Source organism: Clostridium sp. (assembly GCF_021372645.1).
Classification (GTDB): domain Bacteria; phylum Bacillota; class Clostridia; order Clostridiales; family Clostridiaceae; genus Clostridium.
Genome location: NZ_JAJFUC010000045.1, coordinates 24,860 through 38,400 on the forward strand (window position 1 = coordinate 24,860; position 13,541 = coordinate 38,400).

General features: G+C 28.8%; 11 protein-coding genes. 9 read left to right on the plus strand and 2 right to left on the minus strand.

What is annotated here, in order from left to right; all coding sequences use genetic code 11:
• Positions 1–19 precede the first annotated feature (19 nt).
• The 3 genes from LLF98_RS07605 (at position 20) to ptsP (ending at position 4,299) form a co-directional block, all read left to right on the plus strand.
• The gene (locus LLF98_RS07605) at positions 20–712 is read left to right on the plus strand and encodes a response regulator transcription factor (protein ID WP_291702429.1); all 693 of its coding nucleotides are present in this window, start codon (positions 20–22) and stop codon (positions 710–712) included.
• The gene (locus tag LLF98_RS07610) at positions 684–2,039 is read left to right on the plus strand and encodes a HAMP domain-containing sensor histidine kinase (protein WP_291702431.1); all 1,356 of its coding nucleotides are present in this window, start codon (positions 684–686) and stop codon (positions 2,037–2,039) included. Before LLF98_RS07605 ends, LLF98_RS07610 begins: the two co-directional genes overlap by 29 nt.
• Positions 2,040–2,679: 640 nt before the next feature.
• Positions 2,680–4,299: a phosphoenolpyruvate--protein phosphotransferase gene (gene ptsP / locus LLF98_RS07615; RefSeq protein ID WP_291702433.1), complete on the plus strand. Its 1,620-nt coding sequence runs from the start codon at positions 2,680–2,682 to the stop codon at positions 4,297–4,299.
• A gap of 133 nt (positions 4,300–4,432) precedes the next feature.
• Here ptsP and LLF98_RS07620 read toward each other — a convergent pair whose 3' ends face one another.
• Positions 4,433–4,594: a hypothetical protein gene (locus LLF98_RS07620; RefSeq protein ID WP_291702435.1), complete on the minus strand. Its 162-nt coding sequence runs from the start codon at positions 4,592–4,594 to the stop codon at positions 4,433–4,435.
• A 443-nt stretch (positions 4,595–5,037) separates the two neighbouring features.
• Here LLF98_RS07620 and LLF98_RS07625 point away from each other — a divergent pair, with 443 nt between their 5' ends.
• Complete coding sequence (locus LLF98_RS07625; RefSeq protein WP_291702437.1) at positions 5,038–6,303, plus strand: hypothetical protein; 1,266 nt, start codon at positions 5,038–5,040, stop codon at positions 6,301–6,303.
• 230 nt (positions 6,304–6,533) lie between these two features.
• Here the strand turns inward: LLF98_RS07625 and LLF98_RS07630 are convergent, their stop codons facing one another.
• Positions 6,534–7,142: a cell wall hydrolase gene (locus LLF98_RS07630; protein ID WP_291702439.1), complete on the minus strand. Its 609-nt coding sequence runs from the start codon at positions 7,140–7,142 to the stop codon at positions 6,534–6,536.
• 240 nt (positions 7,143–7,382) lie between these two features.
• Between LLF98_RS07630 and cdaA the strand changes: the two genes are divergently transcribed.
• From cdaA to buk, 5 genes are all read left to right on the plus strand, one after another.
• A complete protein-coding gene (gene cdaA / locus LLF98_RS07635) occupies positions 7,383–8,234 on the plus strand; it encodes a diadenylate cyclase CdaA (RefSeq protein ID WP_291702442.1) in 852 nt (283 codons plus the stop codon).
• Positions 8,207–9,427, plus strand: a complete 1,221-nt coding sequence (locus LLF98_RS07640) for a CdaR family protein (RefSeq protein WP_291702444.1) — start codon at positions 8,207–8,209, stop codon at positions 9,425–9,427. Before cdaA ends, LLF98_RS07640 begins: the two co-directional genes overlap by 28 nt.
• Before the next feature lie 56 nt (positions 9,428–9,483).
• Positions 9,484–11,085, plus strand: coding sequence for an FAD-dependent protein (locus tag LLF98_RS07645; protein WP_291702446.1), 1,602 nt, complete (start codon positions 9,484–9,486; stop codon positions 11,083–11,085).
• 231 nt (positions 11,086–11,316) lie between these two features.
• Positions 11,317–12,222, plus strand: coding sequence for a phosphate butyryltransferase (gene ptb / locus LLF98_RS07650; protein ID WP_291702448.1), 906 nt, complete (start codon positions 11,317–11,319; stop codon positions 12,220–12,222).
• 109 nt (positions 12,223–12,331) lie between these two features.
• Complete coding sequence (buk, locus tag LLF98_RS07655; protein WP_291702451.1) at positions 12,332–13,399, plus strand: butyrate kinase; 1,068 nt, start codon at positions 12,332–12,334, stop codon at positions 13,397–13,399.
• The last annotated feature ends 142 nt before the right edge of the window (positions 13,400–13,541 follow it).

The window sequence follows — 13,541 nt, forward strand, 5'->3', positions numbered from 1 at the left end:
AACTCTAGGAGGAATTAGTATGTTCAACGTATTAGTAGTTGATGACGAAAAAGAAATAAGAGATGCCATTGAAATATATTTAAGAGGTGAAAATTTAAAAGTATTTAAAGCAGAAGATGGATTAGAAGCTTTAGATATTCTTGAAAATGAAAAAGTACATTTAATTGTATTAGATATAATGATGCCTAGGCTTGATGGAATAAGGACTTGCTTAAAAATTAGAGAAAAGCAAAATTTACCTATAATAATGTTATCTGCAAAAGGTGAAGATTCAGATAAGATACTAGGATTAAATGTAGGTGCAGATGATTATATAACGAAGCCATTTAATCATTTAGAATTAGTTGCAAGAGTTAAATCACAATTAAGGAGATATGAAAAGCCATTAAGTGTTGAAGAAGGTAAAGAGATAATTAAAGTTAAGGATTTGGTTATAGATACCATTGCTAAAAAAATCACTTTGCGTGGAGAAGAGGTCAAGGTAACAGCTACAGAATATAAAATATTGTATTTATTAGCTTCAAATGCAGGAAAAGTATTTTCTATAAAAGAGATATATGAGAATGTATGGGAAGAGATATTTTATAAAAGCGAAAATACTGTGACTGTACATATTAGAAGAATAAGAGAAAAGATAGAAATAAACACAAAAGAGCCTGAGTATATTAAGGTGGTGTGGGGAATTGGATATAAGATTGAAAAGGAAGATTAAAACATATTTTAGCAGTATCTACTTAATTGATATAGTAGTAATAGCCTTAATAACATTAATTTTACTTTCAAATTTAGGTGATTATATACAAATAAATAAAGAACAACGTGATTTGGCAGTGTATAATATTAAAAATAATACATTAGAATTAAATTTATTAGGTATTATATATATAAGTTTAATTATAAAAATTATTCTTGTAATAAAAATAAATCCTAAACATCCTCAAATTAAATCCAATTTTGTTAATAATATAATTTTTGTAATTAAAAATGGATTTCATTATAAAGAAACAAGAAACACATTAATAATATCTATAGCATTAGTCCTTATACTCTTAATTACATATTTATATTTTCTTGCAACTGGTGGATATGAAAATAATATATTTGTTAGATTTTTTCAGACATATCCGTTTAAGGGAAGTTTATTTGTTATTATAATTTTATTTTTCACTTTGATGTATGCATTAAAAAAAACTTTGGATATAATTGTTGTAAATGATGCCCTTAGAAAAGCTAATGAGGGAAATTTACAAGAAGATATTAAGCTTGATGATTCTCCTGCAATAAAAGAATTAGCTAAAAATATTAATTTGATAAAAGCTGGATATAAGGAGATTCTAGAAAATGGTGTACATAATGAGAAATTGAAAACTGAATTAATATCCAATGTATCTCATGATTTAAAAACACCATTAACTTCAATAATAAATTATGTAAATATATTAAAAAGTGGAGATATAACAGATCAAGAAAGAGCAGAATATTTATTAATATTAGAAAAAAAATCTTTAAAATTAAAAGTTTTAATCGAAGATTTATTTGAAATGTCAAAGATTAATAGTGGAAAGATTAAATTAAACAGAGAATCAATAGATATATTATCTTTAATACACCAGGGGATAGGTGAATACAGTACTTTATATGAGGAAAAAAATATTTCTTTTAAAGTAACAACTGAGGAAGATGCAATATACATGGAGCTTGATGGCAGGTTGATGTCAAGAGCATTAGAAAATATAATAATTAATGCTTTAAAATATTCATTAAATGATACTCGAGTTTATATTAATATTAAACTAGAAGATAATTATGTGAAAATTGGCGCAAAGAATATTGCAAATTATGAAATGAACTTTAATGAAGAGGAAATGTTTGAAAGATTTGCAAGGGGTGACAAGTCTAGAAATTCAAAAGTCGAAGGTTCAGGATTAGGTCTTGCTATAACAAAGAGTATAGTTGAACTTCATGGTGGAGAAGTTCAGATAAAAAAGGAAGGAGATATGTTTAAAATTTATTTTATACTTCCTATAAACAAGGGATAGGAAATATAAATAAAATTTCGTTAATTTAGGTAGTTAATCTATGAATAATTAAAGATTAACTACCTTTTGAATATATTTGGAAATTTTGTAATTTGATAATTATTCTAGTAGGAATTATAATATAAAATATGTTGCATGAGATTTCAAGATGCATACAGTAAACACAATATATGGTGGGGAGAGATAGGATGTGATATTTGAATACTATTCGCCATCTACAAAGAATAACAAATATTTTTTCAAGAACATCTATGCTTTCTGCATCTTCTTCACTCGTAGCTGTATCGTAAATTACTCCTATGTTGTCTTCTGGATTGTTCTTGTTGTATAATTCCAAGTTCATTTTTATAACATAGTCACTCATTGTTAAAAACTTTCCTTGAATATTAATTTATTTTATATAGTTAGTATTACCTAAAAAGGATTTTAACATTAAATTTTTATAACACAGATCGAAAAAGTTCATGTATAATTGATTTAAGCGTAATTTGTTAAAAGAGTCACAAAATGTGGTTAAAGTTTTAATAAAATTATGATATGATAAAAAGAGTTATTACTTAGAATAAGACTTTAGTATATATTTAGACATAAAAAAACAATTTAAAACAATAAATTTACAATTAAGGAGGAGTTCCATATTATGAAAAAAGGTATTGCTGCTTCTAAAGGATATGCAATAGGAAAAGTATTTTTACAAGAAAATGAAGAAATTGTTATAAGTGACATTAAGGTTACAGATGTAGGTGCAGAAAAAGAAAAAATGCAAAGAGCATTAGATGATTCTAAAGCACAATTAGAGATTATTAAAGTTAAAGCAGAAAAAGAAATGGGTGCAGAAAAAGCAGCTATATTCGAAGCACATCTTACATTAATAGATGATCCAGAATTTACTGGAGCAATGATGAGTGAAATTGAAAATAATAAACTAAATGGCTTAAAAGCAATTGAAAATGTAACCAATACTTTTGTTGCTATATTTGAATCTATGGATAATGAATACATGAGAGAAAGAGCTGCAGATATCAAAGATGTATCTAAGAGAATACTATCAAATTTTGCAGGTAAAGGCAAAGATTCTTTCTCAATAACTGAAAATAATACAATAGTTGTAGCTCATGACTTAACCCCATCTGATACAGCAGGACTAGATAGAACTAAGGTTGTAGGCTTTATTACAAATATCGGTGGAAGAACTTCACATGCAGCTATAATGGCTAGAACTTTAGAAATTCCAGCTGTACTTGGATTAGGTGACATAACTACATGTGTTAAAACTGGAGATATGATTATACTTGATGGATTGACTGGAGATGTAATTATAAATCCTTCAGAAGAAGTAGCAGCAGAATATAAAGCTAAAAAAGAAAAATTCCAAGCTGAACAAGAAGAATTAAAGAAATTGATAGATATTAAAACAACTACTAAATCAGGTAGAAGAATTGAAGTTTGCGGAAATATCGGTCAACCAGAAGATGTTCTTGGAGTATTGGAAAATGGTGGAGATGGAGTAGGATTATTTAGAACAGAATTCTTATATATGGATAGAGATAGTGCTCCAACAGAAGACGAACAATTTGAAAGCTATAAATTTGTTCTTGAAAAGATGGATGGTAAGCAAGTTGTTATAAGAACTTTAGATATCGGTGGGGATAAGACCCTTTCATATTTACCATTACCAGAAGAAATGAACCCATTCTTAGGCTATAGAGCAATCAGACTTTGCTTAGATAGAAAAGATATATTTAAAGTTCAATTAAGAGCATTACTTAGAGCTTCCATTTATGGAAATCTTGCAGTTATGTTCCCGATGATTTCAGGATTACAAGAATTTGAACAAGCAAAAGAAATTGTTGATGAATGCAAGGCTGAATTAAAAGCTGAAGGAAAAGAATATTCAGAAAGTATCCAATGGGGAATCATGGTTGAAATTCCAGCAGCGGCAGTTTATGCTGATGAATTAGCTAAGTATGTTGATTTCTTCTCAATTGGAACAAATGACTTAATCCAATATACTTTAGCTGCTGATAGAATGAGTGAAAAAGTTTCATATCTTTATAATCCAATGCACCAAGCTGTACTTAGATTAATAAAGATGACTATTGATGGAGCTCATAAACATGGTAAATGGGTTGGAATGTGTGGAGAAATGGCTGGAGATGAAGCTGCGATTCCTACATTAATTGAATATGGACTAGATGAATTTTCAATGAGTGCTTCATCAATCTTAAATGCTAAGAAAATAATGTTAGAACAAGAATAAACATAAGAATTATTATATAAGCATATGAAAGAAAATAACAAGTCAAAGATACCGATATGTATTTGACTTGTTATTATGTGATTGTCATATTCCAACCTCTTTCTAATGACAAATTCAATAACTGAGAAAAGCATTATTCAAGATCATTACTAGTAAGTACAAAAATACATGCTTCTTCAATACTAGATAATGTCTTCTTTTGATCTTTCTCAATGTCAAATTTTATTAGATATTCTTCGATTATATCCTTTCTTTTCTCTGACGGTCTACCTACTAGATTTTTTGTTTGTTTCACTACTGGACATGAAAATTGGTGGAATTTTATCTTTTTAGGCTGTTTGTTTACAACTTCATTTATCTACTTTTCAGCATCAGCTTAACAAGGGAGAATTCTCCATTATATTTTTCAGTACACTTATGCATAAGATAAAGTGGCTTATGATCATCGCTAATAAATATTTATATATATTATAAAGGAATTTATACTTTATTTTTACAGGATTTTAATTAGCTAATTGGAAAATTAAATTATGCAAAATATGGGTTATATCATTAAAGGCAGGCTGTCTCAAAGTTACTTGAGGAAGCTTTTTCGTATTTAGGCAATTTTATTGAAATGTAAAATTAGGCTTAGAATTACAATTATTTTTATTGTAATATTTAGTTGGAAGGATTATATAAGATATAATATACTATAAGTAAGAAGCACTTGAGTTTAAGAGTAATAAGGGGACATTTATGAATAAAAAGGCTAAAAAAGCTTATAACAAAGCTATGGATTATTATGAAAAAGGGAAAATTAATAAGGCGCTAGAAATATGTGAAGATGTATTATTTGAAGGATTAGATAATTCAGAGGTATTAAATTTTAAAGGTCTACTATTATATCAAAAAGGAAATTTAACTGAGGCAATTACAGTATGGAAAATAAATAGGGACATAAATAATGATAATATTGCAAAAAATTATATAAAAGATGCTATGGCTGATGAAAGACGATTAGATTTATATAAACAAGGAGAGCAAGCTTTAATACAGTTAAAAATTGATAAGGCACTAGACTTATTTAAGATATGCTCAGAAAGTGATTTTAATGCAATTAAAGTGAATACAGGAATTGCAATGTGTTATCAAAAAAAAGGTGACTTATATAAAGCTAAGGAATATGTGGATAAGGCTTTAAGTATAGATAAAAATGCAGTTACAGCTAAAATTGTTGAAAAAGAATTAAAAGAAGATGGGATATATTTAGAATCTCAAAATTCCTCAAAAGGTTTTCTAATAGGAATAACAATTTTATTTGTAGTTGTGGCAATTACTGCTGGAGGATATTTAATTATATCAAAAATTAAGGAGAAGAATTTAGTTAATAATATAGAAGAAACAAACAGTATAACAGATGATAGTAAAGGACCAGGAATCAAAGAAACATCTGAAGTAAATACAGAGACTACTGCAAAAGAAGTGGTTAAAGAAGATCTTAAAAGTATAAATTTTAATAAAGAAAAGTTAAAAACATTAATGGCAAGTAATGATTTAGATGGGGTGTATGAACAATTAAAAAATGTTAAGGCAGAGGCAATAAGTAGTGAAGATACTGAAGTATATAATCAAGCTATTAAATTAATGAAGAACCAAGGCGTGTCAAAATTCTATGAATATGGATTATGGTATTTTAATAAAGGTAATTATGTAGATGCTGGAATTTCACTGAATAAAGCATATACATATTGTGAAGGAAATAGTTTAAAAGAACATGTTATATTTTATAGAGCAAGTAATTCACTTAAAAAATCAGATAATCAAACTGCATTATTACAATATGAAGAGTATTATAATCAATATACTAAGGGAGCATATGTTGAAGAAACATTATATGAGTTAGCATTACTAAACAATTCAGTGAATAAAGAAAAGAGTAAGAGGTATGCAAATATATTGATAGATAATTTCCCTAATTCGATTTACATAAATGATAGTCTTGTAAGAATAGCAAGGAGTTAAGTATATATATTAAATTAAAACAAAATATTGTGATATTAATTTATATATTAGGAAAAGATAGATAAATAATGAGGTATTAAATTGGTGGCGCAAAGTAGAGTGGAAGGATTGTTATGAAGTAAAGTTAGAATTGTTAATATGCATTTAGGCGAAGGGGTGAGGAGATTAAAATATAAAATAAGAAACAGGAGTTAATTCAAACTTTTTTGATATACCCCTGTTTTTTTATATTAATATTTTATTTTAAAGAAAGTATGATGACCTATAGTCGTTTGATTGACTTTATGTGTTTCCTTCATCCAATTGCATGTTGCTATGCTTGGATTATAAAAAAACAAGGCATCATGTGTTGGATCAGCACCTTTAATTGCATCGTATACTGCATTATAGCAATCTTGATTTGCGTTAGCATTTATCTTATTATTTTTAACACAAGAAAAAGCATTTTTTTGAAATATAACTTCTTGAATAGTATTTGGAAAATGTGGATCAATAGTACGATTTAATACTACAGAAGCTACAGCTATTTTTCCGGCATATGGTTCACCAATGCTTTCAGCAGAAACAAGTTTTGCCATCAAATCTATATCTTCACCCGTTATATACAATTGTTGAGTAGCATGATTAAAAACTTCTAAAACTTCATTATGTTTTTCACTATATTGTGAATTATACTCTATATTAGTATTCAAACAATGTTCATCTATTTCTTCATTTACAGAAATATTCTTAGTTTCACTACAAGCTTTACCTAAAACTGCGGCAAAAGCTGGATTCATATTAATAACGGAAAGATATAGTATTAAAGCAGTTACAAAAATACTACATGTCTTTTTCATAAAAAACCTCCTTCGGTATAGTGCAACAAATAATAGTATTACCAAAGAAAGTAATTATATACACTATTTATTTCTATAATTATTTATCAAATTTTCTAACCATTTGAGTTATAATAAAAAATTATTATAAAAATAATAAAAAAGTAAGAAAATAATAATTGTCTTTATATCTAAGAGTATAGTATTTGTTGTATAATTTTAATTAAGGGAAGAGAAGAGAAAAGAGGAGAGGTGAGAATTTTGAGCGAACTTTTATCAATGATAGTAAAGAGTTTTTCTAATATGTCATTATGGTCTATATTGGATATCTTAGTGGTATCACTCATATTCTATAAAGGGTATATGTTAATAAGGCAAACAAGAGCAGAACAATTATTAAAAGGAATAGTACTAATTATAGCCCTTATTCCAATTAGTTATTTGTTAAAATTAGATATGCTATATTTTATATTAAATAAGACATTAACTATTGGAGTATTAACTGTAATTATAATTTTTCAACCTGAAATTAGAAGGGCTTTAGAACATTTAGGAAGAACAGCTTTTGATGATAAGCACTATCCTAATAATAAAGAAAATTTAAATATAACTATTAATGAAATTGCAATTGCTGTTCAAAGCTTAGCTGATAGTAGAACTGGAGCATTAATTGTAATAGAACAAAGTACAGGGCTAAACGAATTGATAGGTGCTGGTACATTATTAGATGCCAATGTAACCTCAAATCTTTTGGAAAATATATTTGTAGTGAATACTCCACTTCATGATGGGGCAACAATAATAAGAAATAATAGAATTTTAGCATCAGGCTGTGTACTTCCACTAACTGATAATAATACAATTAATAAAAAGTTGGGAACTAGGCATAGAGCTGCAATAGGATTATCAGAAGTATCAGATGCACTAATTATAATTGTATCAGAAGAAACAGGCGTGGTATCATTAGCTATTAATGGAAGAATAACAAGAGGTTATGACAAAGAGAAATTGCGAAATATATTAATAAAAATAATAGAAAACAGAAATGAGAAAAAAGTAAAAACAGCAGGAGAGAAGGTGAAATCATGGATAAAAGTGAAAGCAGAACGTTAATTGTTAAGATTATTTGTGTACTGTTGTCATTTTGCTTATGGTTATATGTCTCAACTGTTGAAAACCCACTTAGAACTTATGAATTGAGAAATATTCCAGTAGAATTAATCAATGAAAATTCTTTAAAGGATTCAAAATTTGCAATCGCAAATAAACAACAATTTACAGTGGATTTAAAACTTGAGGGGCCGTCAAATGAAATATTAAAAGTTAAAAAGGAAGATTTCAAGATTATAGCTGATATGTCAGCTTATGCATTGAAAAATGGAGAGAATACTATACCTGTTAAAATAGTAAGTTGTCCTGAAAATATTGATATTAAAAATAATGGATTTTTAGGAATAAAAGTTAACTTAGAAGATCTGGTTGAAAAGGAATTTACAATTAAATCAAAGGTGAAATTTACTTATAAAGAACATATTTATGAAAAGGAACAAACAATAAGTCCAAAAGTTGTGACAGTAACAGGGGGAAAGAGTTCTGTTGAAAGAATTAGTGAAGCTATTTTAACTGGAGAAGAAAAAGATATAGATAAAAATAAGGAAAGTAAATATGATATAAAATTTGTGGATTCATCTGGGAATCAAGTAAATAATATCGAATCTAATGAAAAAACAGCAAATTTATCAATTGTAGTAAATAATGGAAAAGTTGTACCTATAAATTTAAAAACTACGGGGATTATGACTCAAGGATTTATATTGGAAGGTTATGAGTTAAGTAAAAATAATATAAATATATTAGGGGATAGTCAAAACTTGGAGAAGATACAATCCATAGACACTGAATTTGTGGACATGTCATCATTACAAGTAGATAGTGAAATGGATGTTAAACTTAATATACCCGAAGGTATTTCAGTCCAGGATGGAGAAAATACTATTAAAGTTAAGTTCAAGGTGACAAAAGAGGAAAACACAACGAAAAATTTAGTATGTAATGTACAGTATAAAAATTTGAATGAAGCATTTTCAGTAGATCCTTCAAATCCAACGATAAATGTGACATTAACAGGCACTAAAACAGCATTAGATAAGATAACTAGCCAAAACATAAATGTAATATCAGATTTATCTAATGTAAAAGAGGAAGGAACTTTTAATTATACACCGCAGGCAACACTTGTTAATGGAAATAATGTAACAATATCAGATGTTGGAAGTGTTAATGTAGTGGTTAAAAAGAAAGGTTAGGGATATGAAATAAAATTATAATCTAGTATTATTTGAAAGGATATGGTGAAAAAGCTGTGGCAATAAGAATAAATAATATAAATTTAAGTATAGATGATGATATAGATGTTTTAGAAAAAAAGATATGTAAGAAATTAAATATATCTAAAGATAGTATTAATAAGTTAGATATAATAAAGAAAAGTATTGATGCAAGAAAAAAGAATGATATAAAATTTAATTATTGTGTTGATATAGTTTGTGATGAAGAGGAAAAGATACTTTCTAAAATACATGATAAAGATGTAAAATTTGAAGAAATTAAGGAGGTTGAACCAATAAAACCAGGAATACAACAACTTAAATCTAGGCCTGTAGTAGTGGGTTTTGGTCCGGCAGGAATTTTTGCAGCATTAACTTTAGCAAGGCAGGGTTATAAACCAATTGTGTATGAACGTGGAGAAAATGTGGATGATAGAACACAAACTGTGGAAAAATTTTGGAATAGTGGAGAGTTAAATATTGAATCCAATGTACAATTTGGTGAAGGGGGTGCCGGTACATTTTCTGATGGCAAGTTAACTACAAGAATTAAAGACCACAGATGTACATTTGTATTAGATGAATTAATAAAAGCAGGAGCACCATCAGAGATTAAATATGAAAGTAAGGCTCATGTGGGAACAGATCTTTTAAAGTATGTAGTTAAGAATATAAGAGAAGAGATAAAAAGTCTCGGAGGAAAAGTTAATTTTAACTCAAAATTAGAGAAGATAACATATGAAGAGGGTAAATTAAAAAGCATAATTGTTAATGGACAAGAAATTTCATGTATGGCATTAGTACTTGCTATAGGTCATAGTTCAAGAGATACATATGAGATGCTATGCAAAGAAAAAGTTTCTATGGAGGCTAAGGCATTTGCTATAGGGGTAAGAATTGAGCATCCTCAAGAATTAATAAATATTAGTCAATATGGAGATAATCATAAACATCCTAAATTACATGCTGCTGATTATACATTAACTTATCAAAGTGAAAGATTAAAAAGAGGGATATATTCATTTTGCATGTGTCCAGGCGGAGTTGTAGTAGGTGCAGCTTCAGAAGAAGGGTTGCTTGTATCTAATGGAATGAGTTATCATGCACGAGATTTAGAAAATGCTAATTCAGCATTAGTAGTGACTGTTTCACCAGAAGATTTTGAAGGGGACTCACCCCTAAAAGGAATGGAATTTCAAAGGTATTATGAAAGTTTAGCTTTTAAGTTAGGTGGAGGTAATTATAAAGCACCAGTACAATTAGTTGGAGATTTTATGAAGGATAGACCATCAACTAAGTTAGGCAAGGTTACTCCAAGTTATACTAGAGGATATGAATTTAAAGAATTAAAGAATTGTTTACCACCATACGTTGTAGAAGCACTTAAAGAAGGAATTAAGAATTTTGATAATAAAATAAAAGGATATGCAAGTGAGGATGCAGTTTTAACAAGTATAGAAACTAGAACATCAGCACCAGTTAGAATTCATAGAGATAAAATGCTTGAAAGCATAAATGTATGTGGACTTTATCCTACGGGAGAAGGTGCAGGGTTTGCAGGCGGAATAATCTCAGCAGCAGTTGATGGAATAAAGGTTGCAGAACATATAATTGAAAAATTTGATTTACCTGAATAAATATAAGAATAAAATATTGACTAATTATGTTAACTGTTTTTTGTCTATCAAATTAAGAGTTGGTTAAAATATGAAAAAGATGAAAAAAAATTTCTGAAAATTTAGCATTTCCAGTTAATTTTTGTTACAATTAAGAAGAGAAAATATTTTTTGATTTGGATTGATACAAATATAACAGAATAACCATAAATAAAATTAAAAAATTTATTATAAAATAAGAGGTGTATAAAAGTGAGTAAAAACTTTGATGATTTAGTATCAATATTAAAAGGCGTTCAAACAAAGAAAGTAGCAGTAGCAGTAGCACAAGATGAACCAGTGCTAGAAGCAATAAAGAAAGCTACAGAAATGAATATAGCTCAAGCCATATTAGTTGGAGACAAGAATGAAATACAAGAGATAGCAAAGAAAATAGATTTAGATTTATCAAATTATGAAATAATGGATGTTAAAGATTCAAAGAAGGCTACTTTAGAAGCGGTAAAATTAGTTTCAAGTGGTCATGCAGATATGTTAATGAAAGGATTAGTAGATACTGCTACATTCTTAAAAAGTGTATTAAATAAAGAAGTAGGACTTAGAACAGGAAAACTAATGTCACATGTGGCTGTTTTTGAAATAGAAGGCTGGGATAGATTATTCTTCTTAACAGATGTAGCCTTTAATACTTATCCAGAATTAAAGGATAAAGTGGGATTAATAAATAATGCAGTTTCAGTTGCGCATGCATGTGGAATAGAGATTCCAAAGGTAGCAGCTGTATGTCCTGTTGAAGTTGTAAACACAAGTATGCCATCAACACTTGATGCAGGATTATTAGCTAAGATGTGTGATAGAGGACAATTCAAGAATTGTATAGTAGACGGACCATTTGCTTTAGATAATGCAATATCAGAAGAAGCAGCTCATCATAAGGGAGTTACTGGCCCAGTTGCTGGTAAGGCAGATGTATTATTATTACCAAATATAGAAACAGGAAATGTAATGTACAAGACTTTGACATATTTTTCAAAAGCAAAAAATGGTGGAATATTAGTAGGTACATCAGCACCTGTGATTTTAACGTCAAGAGCAGATTCATTTGAAACAAAAGTTAATTCAATTGCTTTAGCAGCATTAGTTGCAGCAAAAAAATAAATACAATCAATTTGTAATTAACAATGCATAGTGGAGGAGCAATTTTTCTAGGGCTATTCTTTGATATTTTTCATTGTTAATTGCGTATTTAAATTAAGGGGGATTTAGAATGTCATACAAGTTATTAATTATCAATCCAGGTTCAACATCAACAAAGATTGGTGTTTATGAAGATGAAAAGGAACTATTTGAAGAAACATTAAGACACACAAATGAAGAGATAAAGAGATATGATACAATATATGATCAATTTGGATTCAGAAAAGATGTTATATTAAATGTTCTTAAAGAAAAAAACTTTGATATGAAGACTTTAAGTGCTGTTGTTGGTAGAGGTGGAATGCTTAAACCAGTAGAAGGTGGAACATATGCAGTTAATGATTCAATGGTAGAAGACTTAAAAGTTGGGGTTCAAGGACCACATGCTTCAAACCTTGGTGGAATAATTGCTAAATCAATTGGAGATGAATTAAATGTACCTTCATTTATAGTAGATCCAGTTGTTACAGATGAATTGGCAGATGTAGCTAGATTATCAGGAGTGCCAGAACTTCCAAGAAAAAGTAAGTTCCATGCTTTAAATCAAAAAGCAGTAGCTAAGAGATATGGAAAAGAAAGTGGACAGGGATACGATAATTTAAATCTTGTAGTTGTACATATGGGCGGAGGAGTTTCTGTTGGAGCTCATAATCATGGAAAAGTTGTTGATGTAAACAACGCTCTAGATGGAGATGGCCCATTTTCACCGGAAAGAGCTGGATCAATTCCAATTGGTGATTTAATTAAAATGTGTTTTAGTGGAAAATACAGTGAATCAGAAGTATATGTTAAGACAGTTGGAAAAGGTGGATTTGTTGGATACCTAGATACAAATGATGTAAAAGATGTTATAGATAAGATGGAAGCAGGAGATAAAGAATGTGAAGCAGTATATAGAGCATTTGTTTATCAAATTGCAAAATCAATTGGAGAGATGTCAGTAGTATTAGAAGGTAAGGTAGATCAAATTCTCTTTACTGGAGGGATTGCATACTCGCCAACTCTTGTTCCAGACCTTAAAGCAAAAGTTGATTGGATAGCTCCAGTTACAGTTTATCCAGGAGAAGATGAATTATTAGCTTTAGCTCAAGGTGCTATAAGAGTACTTGATGGAGAAGAAAAAGCTAGAATATACTAAAAAGACATTCTAATAATGCATTAAGGCAGTAGATGAGAACCAAATCCAGATGGAGGAGGTTCTCTTTTTTTCTTAGTAATAAAGATATCTTTATTAAGAATATGTGGGAAGAATGCGGGTCAAGAAGACGTTAGATTAAAAA

Coding starts and splice junctions, on each gene's coding strand:
- LLF98_RS07605 (WP_291702429.1), top strand. CDS start 20: ATGTTCAACGTATTAGTAGTTGATGACGAAAAAGAAATAAGAGATGCC.
- ptsP (WP_291702433.1), top strand. CDS start 2,680: ATGAAAAAAGGTATTGCTGCTTCTAAAGGATATGCAATAGGAAAAGTA.
- LLF98_RS07625 (WP_291702437.1), top strand. CDS start 5,038: ATGAATAAAAAGGCTAAAAAAGCTTATAACAAAGCTATGGATTATTAT.
- LLF98_RS07630 (WP_291702439.1), bottom strand. CDS start 7,142: ATGAAAAAGACATGTAGTATTTTTGTAACTGCTTTAATACTATATCTT.
- LLF98_RS07640 (WP_291702444.1), top strand. CDS start 8,207: ATGGATAAAAGTGAAAGCAGAACGTTAATTGTTAAGATTATTTGTGTA.
- buk (WP_291702451.1), top strand. CDS start 12,332: ATGTCATACAAGTTATTAATTATCAATCCAGGTTCAACATCAACAAAG.